At 53.4% G+C, this 13,982-nt stretch carries 13 protein-coding genes; all 13 read right to left on the reverse strand.

Annotated features, from left to right (window positions below; translation table 11 throughout):
- Positions 1-5 precede the first annotated feature (5 nt).
- The 13 genes from KO503_RS05675 to KO503_RS05735 all read right to left on the reverse strand — a co-directional run bounded on the left by KO503_RS05675 (position 6) and on the right by KO503_RS05735 (position 13,938).
- Positions 6-1,334: an amidohydrolase family protein gene (locus KO503_RS05675; RefSeq protein WP_215990597.1), complete on the reverse strand. Its 1,329-nt coding sequence runs from the start codon at positions 1,332-1,334 to the stop codon at positions 6-8.
- A 99-nt stretch (positions 1,335-1,433) separates the two neighbouring features.
- Positions 1,434-2,942 carry an aldehyde dehydrogenase family protein gene (locus KO503_RS05680; RefSeq protein WP_215990598.1) on the reverse strand — a complete coding sequence of 503 codons (1,509 nt, stop codon included), beginning with the start codon at positions 2,940-2,942 and terminating at the stop codon, positions 1,434-1,436.
- A complete protein-coding gene (locus tag KO503_RS05685; protein ID WP_215990599.1) occupies positions 2,939-3,403 on the reverse strand; it encodes a (2Fe-2S)-binding protein in 465 nt (154 codons plus the stop codon). The genes KO503_RS05680 and KO503_RS05685 overlap by 4 nt, the downstream gene beginning before the upstream one ends.
- The gene (locus tag KO503_RS05690; RefSeq protein WP_215990600.1) at positions 3,400-6,480 is read right to left on the reverse strand and encodes a molybdopterin cofactor-binding domain-containing protein; all 3,081 of its coding nucleotides are present in this window, start codon (positions 6,478-6,480) and stop codon (positions 3,400-3,402) included. Before KO503_RS05690 ends, KO503_RS05685 begins: the two co-directional genes overlap by 4 nt.
- On the reverse strand, positions 6,477-7,316 hold the full coding sequence (locus KO503_RS05695; protein ID WP_215990601.1) for an aromatic ring-hydroxylating oxygenase subunit alpha: 840 nt from the start codon (positions 7,314-7,316) through the stop codon (positions 6,477-6,479). The genes KO503_RS05690 and KO503_RS05695 overlap by 4 nt, the downstream gene beginning before the upstream one ends.
- 11 nt (positions 7,317-7,327) lie before the next feature.
- Positions 7,328-8,698: an amidohydrolase family protein gene (locus KO503_RS05700; RefSeq protein WP_215990602.1), complete on the reverse strand. Its 1,371-nt coding sequence runs from the start codon at positions 8,696-8,698 to the stop codon at positions 7,328-7,330.
- A complete protein-coding gene (locus tag KO503_RS05705) occupies positions 8,695-10,218 on the reverse strand; it encodes a GMC family oxidoreductase (protein ID WP_215990603.1) in 1,524 nt (507 codons plus the stop codon). The genes KO503_RS05700 and KO503_RS05705 overlap by 4 nt, the downstream gene beginning before the upstream one ends.
- A gap of 7 nt (positions 10,219-10,225) precedes the next feature.
- Positions 10,226-10,834, reverse strand: coding sequence for a thiamine pyrophosphate-dependent enzyme (locus KO503_RS05710; protein ID WP_215944043.1), 609 nt, complete (start codon positions 10,832-10,834; stop codon positions 10,226-10,228).
- A complete protein-coding gene (locus tag KO503_RS05715; protein WP_215944123.1) occupies positions 10,831-11,331 on the reverse strand; it encodes a thiamine pyrophosphate-binding protein in 501 nt (166 codons plus the stop codon). The genes KO503_RS05710 and KO503_RS05715 overlap by 4 nt, the downstream gene beginning before the upstream one ends.
- Before the next feature lie 101 nt (positions 11,332-11,432).
- On the reverse strand, positions 11,433-12,368 hold the full coding sequence (locus tag KO503_RS05720; protein ID WP_215990604.1) for a LysR family transcriptional regulator: 936 nt from the start codon (positions 12,366-12,368) through the stop codon (positions 11,433-11,435).
- A gap of 24 nt (positions 12,369-12,392) precedes the next feature.
- Positions 12,393-13,013, reverse strand: coding sequence for a glutathione S-transferase family protein (locus tag KO503_RS05725; protein ID WP_215990605.1), 621 nt, complete (start codon positions 13,011-13,013; stop codon positions 12,393-12,395).
- Positions 13,010-13,678 carry a Rieske (2Fe-2S) protein gene (locus tag KO503_RS05730; RefSeq protein ID WP_215990606.1) on the reverse strand — a complete coding sequence of 223 codons (669 nt, stop codon included), beginning with the start codon at positions 13,676-13,678 and terminating at the stop codon, positions 13,010-13,012. The genes KO503_RS05725 and KO503_RS05730 overlap by 4 nt, the downstream gene beginning before the upstream one ends.
- Entirely contained in the window at positions 13,675-13,938 is a 264-nt protein-coding gene (locus tag KO503_RS05735) for a hypothetical protein (protein WP_215990607.1), read from the reverse strand. The genes KO503_RS05730 and KO503_RS05735 overlap by 4 nt, the downstream gene beginning before the upstream one ends.
- Positions 13,939-13,982 lie beyond the last annotated feature (44 nt).

Raw genomic sequence — 13,982 nt, forward strand, 5'->3', positions numbered from 1 at the left:
TTTGCTCACCCAAGGCTTCGCGTCCGAAGCGCATGCGCCTTAGCACGAAAGTTCGCACGAACTTCTGCTTCATCAATGCCTATAACCACTCGGTTTTCCATAAGAACACGCCCCGCAACAATCGTATGCACCACATCATCTGCGCGACTGGAATAGACCAGTGTCGCGACGGGGTCGTAGACGGGCATCGTGTGTGCCGTGTCCAGATTAACCACAATCACATCCGCCGCCATCCCCTGCGCCAACTGACCCGTTTCAGGCCTATTCATCGCCTTTGCCCCTTCAGCCGTTGCCATTTCTAAAACTTGATGTGTCTGCAAGAACTCAGCGTCACCGGTTTTATCTTTGTGAATGATGCTGGCGAATTTCATTTCTTGGAACATATCGAGCGAATTGTGACTGGCCGGACCATCGGTCGCCAAGCCCACCGTTACGCCGTGATCTTGTACACATTTCAAATGCAGCGTGCCCGAAGACAGCTTGGCATTGCAGACAGGACAATGGGCGATCTTAGTGCCGGTTTCTGCCAAAATACGTGCGTCCTCATCGTCCAGTTGGGTACAATGCGCCGCCGTCACATCGGATTTCAAAAAGCCTAAAGAATGTAACCAACGCACTGGCGACGTGCCGTAGGTCTCTTGGACATAAGCGTTTTCTTGCGGTCCTTCGGCAAGATGCGTATGGATCGGAACCCCATGCGCATCGGCCACTTCGCGCACCAACTGATACATTTCAGCACCGCAGGAATAGGTCGCATGAGGCGAAAGGCCAATCTGTAAAAGCCCGCCATTGCTATGATGATGTTGAGCCACAAGATCACCGTAGCCATGCAGCGTTTTCCACGACCAATCGGTGATCGGTTTATAGATGCCACGATCCGCAAACCCATATCCCAAAGTCGCCCGCAGTGGGATCACTTTGAGCGCTTCAATCTGTGGCTCCACGGCATAGGCGTCGAAATGTTCGTTGAATGATGTGATGCCCGATTTCACCATTTCGACAAGACCATTCATGCTGGCCCAGTAAAGCGTATCTGGATCAAAATTTTGCTTCAACGTCCACATGGTGCTTAGCCACTCGAACAGGCGCACATCTTCCAACAGCCCACGCAGCAACATGTTGGACGCGATATGGGTGTGACTGTTGCAAAAGCCAGGCATGATCACACAATTGTTGGCGTCAATCACTTTGGTTGCGCCGGATATATCAATCGCATCTGCCGCGCCGACTTGGGCGATCTTGGTGCCCTTGATGGTCACCGTGCCGCGCTCGATGACGTCAGCGTCCCCCATCGGCATCACTGTGCCATTAATAATTGCAATATCGACGGTCAATGTCTTAGCCCTTTCAGATTAATACGAAGCTTTTACGGTAAGAGCCCACCCCATTTTGGGCCCGACATTTCATAACGCATAGTCGCGCCCCAAAATGGCTTAAACCATCATACAAACAGTCTTATTTTCCAGATAGTTGTCCAACCCCAAGGCGCCGTTTTCAACACCCCAACCAGACGCCTTCATGCCACCTTTTGGCAGCTCTGGCGAAAAGTAACTGTGGCAGTTCACCCAAACCGTCCCTGCGCGCACTTGAGCACTTAAACGATGCGCCCTCGACAGGTCTTGTGTCCACACCGAGGCTGCCAAACCGTATTGTGTGTCATTTGCCATGGCGACCACCTCATCCGCCTCATCAAACGCAGTAAGCGTGGCCACAGGGCCAAAAACCTCTTCGCGCATCACGGACATCTCAGGGCGCACATGCGTCAACACAGTCGGGTGATAGAAAGCCGGATAATCCGAATTGATCGCCCCGCCCGTTAAAACTTCGGCGCCAGACGTGCGACCAGCCTCAACAATCTCAGCCACATGTTTGGCATGGCCTGCGTTGATCAAAGGCCCAAGATCACTGTCAGGATCAAGCCCGTGCCCAAGTCGCATTGACTGCGCAGATGCCGCAAATTTTTCGGCAAAGCGATCATAAACCCCTCGTTGAACATAAATGCGCGAGGCGGCCACGCAGACCTGTCCCGAATTGGCAAAAATACCGCGTGCAACCCCCGACACAGCCAGATCAAGGTCGGCATCATTCATGACAATAGCAGGCGATTTTCCACCAAGTTCAAGCGTTAGTTTTTTCAAATTGCCCTGTGCGGACCCTAACAAACGACGCCCGATGTCTGTCGATCCGGTAAAGGCGACCTTGGCCACATCGGGGTGGACAGCCAGCGCTTCTCCCACCTCATGTCCAAGCCCCGTCACAAGGTTCACCACACCAACAGGCACCCCTGCTTGTTCGATCAATTCGCACAAACGCACCGCCGTGAGAGAGGTCTCTTCGGCGGGTTTCAAAATCACAGTACATCCCGCGCAAAGTGCAGGGGCAAGCTTCATCGCAGCCATCAATAAAGGCGAATTCCACGGTACAATCGCCGCGACCACCCCCACGGGTTCGCGCCGCGTGTAGGCCATAACCTGTTTGCCTGCTGGCGCATATCCGATGGACGGCGTAATGGTCTGGCCCGATAATTTGGTCGCATAGCCTGCGTAATAGCGAAACTGCGCGATCGCGCCATTCAGTTCGCCAAATCGAGCTGTGGCATATGTTTTGCCTTGGTCCAGACATTCAAGTTCTGCCAATTCATCTGCATGGGCTTCGATCAGGTCAGCGATTTTCCACAAAAGCGCCTGACGCGTGGCCGGTAACATCCCCGCCCAATCTGCACCAATCAGCGCATTATTGGCCGCCTCAACGGCTTGATCAGCTTCAGCCTGACCCGCGCGTGACAAGCGCGTCAGCAGCTCCCCCGTGGCCGGATCGTGACTATCAAAGGTCTCAGACAAAACATGCCATTCGCCCCCAATCCAAATCGGTTGAACAGGCCGAGACAGCAAAGCTTTAGCTCCGACAGTTTTAGGCGCGCAGGGTTTTACAGTGAATGTCATCGTCTCGTGTCCTTCATCATATCTCGTGCCAAACGCGCCCCGCGCAAAATGGAATGGTAGCCCGTACAGCGGCAAATATTTCCCTCAAGCGCCTCTTCGATCATCGCGTCGTCTGGAAGGCTTTCAACAGACAAAAGCCCCGTGAGGCTCATCATTACTCCGGGTGCGCAATACCCGCATTGAAACCCATTCTCGATCTCCATCGCTTTAATCAACACCCTGCCAGCAGGTTGCGTTTCAAGTCCGGTGATCGTGGTGATCTCTGCGTGCTCAATTTGCCAGCCCATCACGAGACACGCATTGATCGGTGCGCCGTCGCGCAGTACGGTACAAGCGCCGCAGCGTCCGATGTCACAGCCGATTTTCGTAGCCGTCGCTCCAATATCTTCGCGCAGATACGTCAAGAGCATTGCATCAGCGGCAATCTGGGCCGGCACGCCGTTAAGCTTAAACTGTATCATGCCCGCCCTTCCATCGTCGTAAGGCTGTCCATCATTGTAAGAATTGTCTCGGGCGCAATCGGCGTTATCGCGGGCCAAAACCCAATCGCGTCAGCAACGGCATTGGCAATCGCGGGCGTCACGGCACCAACCCCAAGTTCCCCCGCACCACGCGGCCCGAACGGGTCTTCAGGATCAAGACTTTCATGCGCCGTTACGCGTATATGTTCAGGAGCATCCTTGACGTTTGGCATCATGTAGCTATCGAAATTTCGCGCAACAGGATGCCCCGCAAGATAGGGCATATCTTCCGTCAAGGTTGCACCAAGGGCTTGCACCAGACCGCCCTCCATTTGCCCTAGATAGGATGCCATATCCATCACGGGGCCCGCCGCCGTATGCATTTCAAAGTCAACGACACGCACCATGCCTGTTATGCGGTTCACAGCAATGCGTGCCAAAGTTGCCCCAAAGGCAAAGATGAAACGCGCGTTGCCTTTGGGGTAGTTCGTCTTTGGGAAAAGGTAATGTGCTTGAACCGGCGCGACATCTCCCAAGTCGGCGAATGTCAAACAAGGTGTCTGCGTATTCAAACCAACTTTTGTGATCCCGCCAGGCACGATTGCAAGTCTGTCGCTGGCGCAGTTCAATATCTGTGCAGCCCGCCCCAAAAGAGCCGCTTGAAACGCTGGCGCCGTTTCTTCGACACCACGCCAAACCACATAACCACCGCGAGCCGCAGTTGTGGACCCGCTATCGGGGGCGCGCTCTGTATCGCCAATCACAGCGTAAATATCTGCGCGATCGCAGCCTAACTTATCTGAAACAGCGGCATGTAAGGAGGCAATAAGCCCCTGCCCCATTTCATCCAAACCGCACAAGGCTTGGATTTTTCCATCCTTAAGCGCGAGCCCAAAATCAGCTTCGTCTTCTGGAATAGTCCCCAATCCGTTGCCTTGATAATTCAAAGCCATCCCGACACCGGCCCATTCATCTTCTTTGACGGCAAATGGCTGCCACATGCGCGAAGCTGAAGCGGCAGCAAGCATTTCAGGCAAGCGCTCTGTCGGCGCCACGGCTTGACCAAGCACACCAGGACTGCCAAGCGCGCGAAGATTACGACGGCGCATGTCAACCGGATCGAGGCCACACAGCGCTGCCAGACGGTCCATTTGGCACTCAATGGCATAGGTCATCTGATTGGCACCAAAGCCCCGAAACGCCCCGCAAGTGCCGTTGTTGGTATAGGCCAAACGTCCACGTGCACGATAATGCGCGATCGCGTAAGGCCCAACCACATGCTCCATCGCCGTTTCCAAAACACCAGGCGACAAGGATGCATAGGCCCCACATTCGGACAGCACATCGACGTCTTGCGCGATAACTTTCCCCTGTGCATCGCAACCGGTTTTCATCTTTATCCACATGGGATTGCGCTTGGTTCCAGCCTGTACACTTTCGGCCCGTGACAGATGCAACCGCACAGGTTGACCAGATTTTTGCGCCAAAAGCGCAAGCGCTGGCTGGACCGTCAATTCGTCTTTGCCGCCAAAAGCCCCGCCCGTGGGCGATGTGATCACGCGCAAATTTTCTACGGGCATATCCAGAATACGCGAGAGTTGCATTTGATCACGCGCACCATGCTGTCCGCCGGCACAGATTAACAAACCCGCACCGTCTGGTGCCGCCCAGCCGCCTTCGGTTTCCATAAAGCCATGCATTTGGTGCGGGGTTACATAGGTCTCTTCAACGATATGTGCCACGTTCGCCCATGCTTCAGTCCACTCAAGCTCCGTATCGCCACGACCATGAGACACCTCAGTTACCAAATTACCCGTCTCATGAACCAAAGGCGTGTCAGGCATCAAAGCGGCGCGCGCCTCTGTGACGACAGGTAAATCTTCATAGGTGACTTTGATCAGCGACAAGGCTTTGGATGCAGTGGCCTCATCGACAGCAGCGACAGCCGCGACAGGATCACCAGTGTAGCGCACTTTATCAGCGCATAAGGCTGGCTGGTCTTGAAACACGATGCCGAACCCGTTCAACCCTTTGATATCACGATGCGTCACCACGGCCTTTACGCCAGACAAAGCCTCGGCTTTTGATGTATCAATCTCCAAGATACGCGCATGAGGTCGCCCCGCGCGAAGAATACGCCCGACCAACATCTGCGCCTCACGTTTATCCGTGAGATAGGTCAGTTTTCCACGCACTTTCGCGGGCATATCAGGGCGCGTGTTCCAACGTTCCTGTCCTGCATTGCGCGACAATTCCGTCAACTCAGGTAGGGGCATCTTTGTGGGGCGGCGGGTTGTTTTGTGCAGCGGTACGTCTGGCGCACCAAACAGCCCCGTAACAAGCCCCGCTGCCGCCACACGTTTGCGGTAGCTTGCCGTTCGAAAGGCACAGTCAGGGGCGAAAATTTCTGCTCTCATGCGGTGTCGTAAATCAGTCCGATCAACATCTTCTAGCGTTTGTCTCAACAACCACGCTTCAGTTTCATGCAATCTTTGCGGTGGTGTAGCACCGCCACCCACAGCCAAACGCAGGCCTGATATTTGACCATCCAGCACCGACATCATCCCAGCCGATGCGATAATAGATGCTGTAAAAGCCTGTCTCAAACCGACTTTTCGCCATGTGCTTTTAGGTTTATTATCTTCAAGCGGCTGCAAGGTAAGCGACAAAATAATCCCAAAAGGCGCGTTCAAATATTCCAAGACGCTCATAGCGCCCTCGGTCGTTTCGACCACAGCGTCCAAAGCGATCAACGCGGGAATAAGACAGCCTTTGCCCCAAGCGAGATTGCCCCCCAAAGTGGCCAAACGCCGAACATTCGGCGCAGCCACATCAGCACAAGCCTTGGACAAAAGCGGGATATTGGCGTGCCGGATGTCTTCGAGTGGCGTGCCTGCACCGATTGTAAGCCCTTGAATACCTTTGGGGATCAAATGGCCGATGGGCACATATTGTTCGGGTGGTGTTTGGCCTTGAGAGAACTCCAATTGAAAACCGGAGCCCCCCGCAACGGCAACGCCCCCTGTCGCAATCAGCTTGGCAGCCTCTTTCAAACTATCAGGCCGCGTGATTTTCATGCCGCCTCCGGCGTTGTTGTTCCGAAGGTTAAGCCTTTTTGTTTCAACCATCGCCGATAAGCGACCGAGGAACTGTCGGCACGCGTCGGGATTTCAGCACGCGCTTCAAGTGGCAAAAGCCGCGGGCGCTGGTTTTCAACGATGATCCTGTCTTGCAAAAAGATCACCTGCTCAAACCGCAACAGTTGGGTATGGCTGGCCTCTTGATCGGTCAGATACATCACAGGGATCGCGCGCACTTCATCTTCGTCTATTGGGTGAATAAACAGCGCGATGGCATCTTCAACTCCACCACTGTCCGGCACCACACGGTAAAGCATCACAACAAAGGGCGACGGCACCCGATAGGTAAGCTGCGCGAACTCGCCATCCGGACGGGTGGTCGTCATCTGGGGTTGGAAAAACTTGCAATTGGTTGCCCAGACCTCATCCACGTCATGGCGGATTTCAGATTTATAACTCAGCACTTCTGTATGAGGCTCAGAGCCCAAAATATCCGCATGAACAAAGGGGAAATGCGCCATGTCGAGAAAGTTTTCCACGACCCGCAATCCAGAAGCCCGCATTTTGACCCAGCCACACGGAACGAAACGGCGACCAGTCTCTTGGCTTTCTGCAATATCAAAAATCTCTTTGTTCGGTGTGCCCAATGTGGTCCAAAGCACCCCAAACTTTTCACGCACTGGCAAATCTCGACCATCGTGAACCACCTTGTGGCCCGGACCGACGGTAATAGGGTGGCCAAGCAATTTGGTGTCTTGTGCACGATCCAAATCTGTCGCAGTCGCAACAGCATACCAGTCATTAAGCGCCACAGGATCTTGGGTGCCAGCCATCTTTTTCTCCTTTAGTCCGTCCATTGCGTCGTCCCGCCACCATTGGCATCCAACCACGTTTGGCGACGCTGAAAATGCCCCGGAGCCAGACGGGAAACACGATCAATAATTTCAGACATATCGCCAGACACAAGGCGCCCGTCGTCGACACAGATCTCACCGTTGACCATCGTCATTTTGACATCGCCGCCTTTGACGGCATGGACAAGATTGTGTTGTAAATTAAACCAACGCCCGTCTGGGAAAAATGGAGTCATGCGTGGTGATCGACCATCTACGGCAATGATGTCCGCTTTTTTACCCACTTCTAAAGACCCCGTGATTTTGTCTAAGCCCACGGCCTTGGCCCCCAAACAAGTCGCCATTTCCAACACAGACCAACTGTCCATCGCAGCCGCATCCAGTTCGCGCAGCTTGCCTTTGAGAGATGCAGTTTTCATCTCTTCAAACATGTCAAAGTTGTTATTTTCTTTTTCGCCATCGGTGCCAATGCCAACAGGAATACCGGCGGCAAGCATTTCTTTGATGGGCGCAATCCCTGAGGCCAATTTCATATTCGATATAGGGTTATGCGCCACAGAGACGCTGTAATCGGCAACCATTTCTATCTCGTCTTGCGAGAACCAAACCGCATGCGCGAACATCGCCAAGGGGGTCTCAAAGAACCCAAGATCGCGGAACACCTCCATCGGTTTTTTTCCGTAACGTGTTTGGTATTCGGCCAGTTCGATTTCAGCTTCAGAGCAATGCGTATGAAACGGTACATTGTATTTTTTCGACATATCAATGGCGCGCTGTTGGGCGGGCTCATCGGCGTAGAAAAGATGTTCTAAACCGACCCAAACATTCACACGCCCCTGCGCCTTACCATTCCAACGTTCAATCAACCCTTCGTTCATATCAAGTGTGTCGAAATAGTTGTAATCAGGATGTTCCCCAACATAAGGCACTGCAATCAAACGATTACCAAGAACTTCGCAAGCCCGTGCAGATCCATCCATATGACGCCACATGTCAACGATTGTTGTCGTGCCGCCCAACAGGCTTTCGGCGTAGGCAAGGTAACTTGCCGCCTCGGCTTCTTCGGGCAAAAGGACACGGTGCATAGGGTTGATATGCTGCGCCAGCCAATCCCAGACAGGCAAATGTTCAGCTGTACCGCGCAGGAAGCCTGAATGCGCATGCGCGTTGATCAACCCTGGCATCAAAACAGCTTTGCCCAGATTTTTGACAGGGACGTTCGGGTTGTTGGCAATCACTTCGGTTTTTGGGCCAATGGCGGTAATCTCATCGCCCTTCACGAAAATCGCCGCATCTGTCAGCGTTTCGCGCGTTGCATTCATTGTTACAATGGCATCGGCAGTCAAAATTAGGTCGCTCATGCGTCCTCCAATATAAATGTTGCGGCACGTTCACCGATCATCGTGACAGGCGCGTGGGTGTGGCACGCAGGGATTTCGGGAATGACAGAAGCGTCCGCGACCCAGAGACCGCGAACGCCTTTGACGCCCAACCGAGGGGAAACGGGGGCATCATCACGAGAGCCCATTTGGGCTGTTCCGCAACAGTGAAAAAAGGTGGAACAAGAGCGCCGCACAAAGGTCTCAAAGTCATCAGATCGCAGTGGCGCGACATGATCTTTGAAAAAGGGGGCAAACCCCGTTGAGGCGACCATATCCATAAGAAACTCAACACCACGGACGAGGGCCGCCAAATCACGCGGATCACCAAGTAAGTTGGGTTGAATGTCTAACGGCGCAGTGGGAGACGCAGCGTTCAGGCGTATCTGGCCCTTAGAATGCGACCGCATCACACCAAGCCCAATGGCAAAAATGTCGTCCCCATCCAAGTTATACTGATCCCAAAGCGCTGGCGTCGCAGACCGCCCTTGGACAGGAAACGCCAAAAGATCGGCTTGGGCAAGCGCGTCATCAGATTTCCAAATCGTCAACGTCCCCCCGCCGTTGCCCACCATTTCTCCAAGCGGCGCTGAGGCACGAAAGTTCAATGCGCGCAGCAAAGGGTGGTCTTGAAGGTTCTGTCCAATGGCATCGGCTTTAAGTTTGACCGGCAGGCCCAAACGCGCCAATTCTGTCTCTGGTCCAATCCCAGACAACATCAAAAGACGCGGCGTCTCCAGTGCCCCAGCAGATAAAATCACGCCACATTGCGCTGTGAGATGCGCCTCGCCGTCTGGACCACTCACCGCAACACCTGATGTGCGATCTCCATCGAATGTCAGATAAAGCGCAAGAGTTTCGGTCAATACAGTCAAACGGTCAGAGGCAATAATCGGCAAAAGATAGCCCTCAGCCGAAGTATGCCGTCGCCCCGCGCCATCAATATTGAAATTCGCTAACCCCACACCAAAAGGTTCGGGGCCATTCGGGTCATCGACAAGCGGCAGCCCCATCGCGGCACCGCCTTTGAGCATGGCTTGCGTTAGGGGATGATCTGGATTTGGGCGGGTGATTTTAAGCGGGCCTTCGCTGCCACGTAAATCGCTTGCCCCCTCCGACCAGTTTTCAGACGCCTTGAACGCAGGCAAACAGTCTTGCCAACTCCAGCCTGCCGCGCGCGCATTCCAACGTTCATAATCAGCAGGCACACCTCGATACCACATCATCGCATTGGTCGCAGAAGACCCGCCCAAGGCCTTGCCCCGCGGGATCGCTATCTCGCGGTCAAGGATGCGATTGGTCGGGGCATAATGATGCCCCCAATCCCATGCTCCACTTTGCAGCCCGAACCATTTAGACGGATCTTCGATATCGGAAATACCAAAGCTAGACCGCCCAGATTCAACCACAGCAACATCCGCGCCCGCATCATGAAGGCGCCGCGCAACCGCAGAGCCCCCTGATCCAGACCCAATGATGATATAGTCAAAGCTGGTTTTCATATCCTGCTCAATTGTGCTCGGAAGGGCCCATTATCGTGATCCCTTCGGTTTTCTCGACATGGCGTACAAAGATGTATTTGTCTTCACGCCCATCAGAATGTTTGCGCTTGATTTCAGGCTGCACAGTGCCCGAAACCTTGGCGACAACGACATAAGGAACCTCAGCCTTCAGGCCCGCTTCACAATGTGCGTCGAATTCTTCCACCGTTGTTGCGGTGAACGCCTGATCGATACCTGAAGCACGCGCGATCCCCGCAAGATCGACACGCCCCGACGCGGTATGCGTCTTGGGTCCACCAATCGATTGATATTGCTCGTTATCCCAAACAACGACAAACAGGTTTTTCGGCTGCTCGTTGCCTAAAGTCGCAAGAATACCCAAATTAAACAAAAGCCCACCATCAGTGTCGAGCGATACAATTTGGCGGTCAGGTAGACCTGCGGCCAGTCCGAAAGCTTCAGGGGTCACACAGCCAAGCTGCTGCTGGAACAGGGACGCTTCGCGCATATGCGGCGCTGCATTGTACCATTCATCAACGGAGGCACCGAGTGATAAAATCACCAATTCATCAGACAGGCGCGCTGCCAATTTGGTCATACAATCAAATCGTTTCATCGTACGATACTCCCAGATAGGGCCACAGCTGTGTGATAGTAGGAGGCATAAGCCAGTTCATAGGCATCGACGATGGCCTGTTCGATGCGTTCCTCTTCGCGCTCAACCGCATAGGGAATGCGCAGCGCTTTAAGAACCGGCTCCATTGTGGTGGCGTGCGGTACAGCCCACCAATTGTTTTCGCCCATATCCCCACGGTAGCTCATAAGCATCACAACCGGAATGCCAGCCCCAAGGCCCATTCGCGCCAAAGGCTCAACTGACGCCCGCAGGCCGGAATTTTCCATGACCAATGCTGCACGCTGTCCGGACAAAAATATACCGCCGCAAATCGCAGCGCCTTCGCCCTCATTCGTCACCTGAATCGTGCGGATATCTGGATCAGCATCGAGTGCGGGGTAAAGTTCTTTGAACAAACTATCGGGGAGATAACACACCAGCGTCACCCCTGCCCGTTTCAGCCCGCGGATCACTGCATCGACGGCACTTTGTTTCATCATTCCCTCCGGTTGATAGCTCGATTTCTATCAACCTGTCAGGAAAAAAATGTTCCCAAAAGACGGTAATTGTAGAACGAGTTGTTTCACTCAGCGCAACACTAGTCGCGTGCAGTTTCGCGCATCGCTTCAAGAGTAGACGTCAAAACATCCGCCAGCGCCTGAGCCGCTTCAGACACTTCACCTTTCGGGCGCGACACAAGCGTCAGCCGCCTTAAACTTAAACCAGGATCAGACAAAGGAATAAAAGTCAGTTGTCCGCGCGCAATCTCGGCCTGCACTCCCATTTTGGTCTGCAAAATAGTGCCTAAACCACGGGTCGCGAGATCAATCATCAAGCCGATAGAGTTGGTTTTTGTCCGACGTGAAAATTCAACAAAAGCCCCAGAAAACATTTGCTCGACTGAACTTCCAAGCGTCAAAGACCCGTCAGACAGGATGACCCGTTCGCCTGAAAGATCGTAACTTTTCAACTTGCCACGCAACTTCGTAAGCGGGCTGCCGGGGGAGACCAAGACTCCAAGCGGCAGCGAAATTGATGTCAATCTACGCGCATTACGCGGCACGCGCACATCAAATGCTAGCGCGAGATCCGCCTCACCTTGATGCACCAAATCAACCGCATTTTGTGACCCCACAACCTGTATATCGACACTGATTTCTGGATGGCGCACCCAAAAACCGGCAAGCACATCTGTCAGAATCCCTCGCGACGCACTTTCAATGACAGCTAAAGTGACCGTGCCACGGCGCAGCCCTTGCAGGTCACCGATTTCCGTCACAGCGCGGTTCATTTCCCCCGTTGATTGCTTGATGTGATGCTCAAGCAATTCCCCTGCAGAGGTCAGCCGCAATCGTTGTTTGGTGCGGTCGAACAGAGGTGTGCCAAGGTCTTCTTCAAGTTGCTTGATCGAACGAGAAATTGAAGACGGCGCAACATTCAACGTCAATGCCGTCTGACGGATGGACCCCAAGCGGGCCACCAAAGAAAAGTGGTAGACGCGAGACGAAACAAGACCGAGGCGATGTAAATCCAATAGCTTTCCTAAAAGTAGTCTGGCCTAATGATAGTCTGGAATGCCCGGCATCGTGATGAAACCTGGCAGCAGGCGTATTCTGCGCGCCCAAAGACGTAGTGCAGGAAACTCATCATGATCAAGATTAAAATCTCGACTGAGTGCGAAAGCTGGGAACAGCGCGAGGTCAGCCAAACTGGGTGCATCCCCCGCAACGAAGTTTGCGCCACGCAAAGACTGCCGAGTCAAATGATCGTCCAGAATACGAAACAGCGTTCGCGCCTGCGCACGTAATTCAACGACATCCCCCGTCGCATCCAGCAAGGCGACAGCGCGTGCCTGCACCGCAACAGCAAGATCGTCACAAGCGAATCCCAACCAATCCATCATCTGAGCGCGGTCCTTTGCCTCATCAGGTATGAATCGTTTATCGATATCGTGTTCCGCTACGTAAATTAGGATTGCTGAAAGATTACGCAAAACGAGTGCATTGTCCTCTAAAATAGGCAGGCGACCCATCGGGTTTAGTTTTAAATACTCAGGGGATTTTTCTTCTGCGCCGGGAAAGGCGTCCACATTGATCAGCTCCAGCGCCACTTCAGCACAAGACGCGACCAAACGAACCCGATAGCAATTCTCAAAAAGATCATAATTATGTAAAATCATGTCACGACCTCCAGCTCTTCGATGCTACGTCGTAGCTCCTCGCTCCAATCAAGAATAGATTCCCTGACATCGCCCGCACAGCCTTTAGGCACAGTAATATGTAGCGCACATTGGGCATTTGAGATGGGCTGAATACCAATGGTCATCGTGGCACCATCACGATCCAAAATCATGACATTCGCGACAGCACCATCAGCACAGCCCTGCTTGCGCAAAACGGATAAAACAGTCGCATATGAGGCATCAATGTATACGGATTTCACCCCTTCCATAGCAGGTAAACCTGCGAAGCTGCTCTCATCTGACCCAAGCGGCAATTGCGCCCAAATGAGCCCCCCTGCCTCGGCCACACCATATCGGGCAACACAGATGGATTTTGGAACCTCAACCTCAGGATGGGCAGGGATATATTGGCACGTGCCGCTCTGATCATACTCCCAACCATGATAAAGGCAGGTAATGTGGTCGCCTCGCACGAAGCCAAAGCTCATTTTCATTCCACGATGGGGGCAACGATCTTCCCAAGCATGCGCAACGCCAGAGGAGTCACGCCAAACGACGATCTCTGCGCCTTTGGCAACCACGCCAGCAGATGTGCCCGTTTCGATCATATTTGATAGGGCGATCGGAACCCATTGTGACAGAACTTCCACGGTCTGCGTCATAAAGACATTCCTTTTTTTACCTGCATTTCGTCACGCCAAACATCGTGAACAACGCAATCTTGTGGCCCAAGGCTCATAGCCATTTCAAATGCATCCACCAAATCTGGCTGCCCTGTCACGATCATTTTCGCGCAGGTGTCACTTTGGTCCTGCGTGACAAGTTGCAACGACAAGCGCCGCGCGCGGTGTTCTGCAAATTCAAGGAAACTCGCAGCAAGCAAGTCGCCCTTAAATGTAAATTTGACCTGTTCGATTTTCATACGTGCGCACAGCATCCCACAAGAAAGCCCCAAGAAACACAGAG

The sequence above is a fragment of the Pacificibacter marinus genome, assembly GCF_018860505.1.
GTDB lineage: Bacteria > Pseudomonadota > Alphaproteobacteria > Rhodobacterales > Rhodobacteraceae > Celeribacter > Celeribacter marinus_B.

Bases quoted from the DNA above. Each gene is read 5' to 3' on its own strand.
- KO503_RS05680 (WP_215990598.1), bottom strand. From the start codon at position 2,942: ATGACATTCACTGTAAAACCCTGCGCGCCTAAAACTGTCGGAGCTAAA.
- KO503_RS05710 (WP_215944043.1), bottom strand. From the start codon at position 10,834: ATGAAACGATTTGATTGTATGACCAAATTGGCAGCGCGCCTGTCTGAT.
- KO503_RS05705 (WP_215990603.1), bottom strand. From the start codon at position 10,218: ATGAAAACCAGCTTTGACTATATCATCATTGGGTCTGGATCAGGGGGC.
- KO503_RS05715 (WP_215944123.1), bottom strand. From the start codon at position 11,331: ATGAAACAAAGTGCCGTCGATGCAGTGATCCGCGGGCTGAAACGGGCA.
- KO503_RS05695 (WP_215990601.1), bottom strand. From the start codon at position 7,316: ATGGCTGGCACCCAAGATCCTGTGGCGCTTAATGACTGGTATGCTGTT.
- KO503_RS05735 (WP_215990607.1), bottom strand. From the start codon at position 13,938: ATGAAAATCGAACAGGTCAAATTTACATTTAAGGGCGACTTGCTTGCT.
- KO503_RS05690 (WP_215990600.1), bottom strand. From the start codon at position 6,480: ATGAAAATCACGCGGCCTGATAGTTTGAAAGAGGCTGCCAAGCTGATT.
- KO503_RS05700 (WP_215990602.1), bottom strand. From the start codon at position 8,698: ATGAGCGACCTAATTTTGACTGCCGATGCCATTGTAACAATGAATGCA.
- KO503_RS05725 (WP_215990605.1), bottom strand. From the start codon at position 13,013: ATGATTTTACATAATTATGATCTTTTTGAGAATTGCTATCGGGTTCGT.
- KO503_RS05685 (WP_215990599.1), bottom strand. From the start codon at position 3,403: ATGATACAGTTTAAGCTTAACGGCGTGCCGGCCCAGATTGCCGCTGAT.
- KO503_RS05730 (WP_215990606.1), bottom strand. From the start codon at position 13,678: ATGACGCAGACCGTGGAAGTTCTGTCACAATGGGTTCCGATCGCCCTA.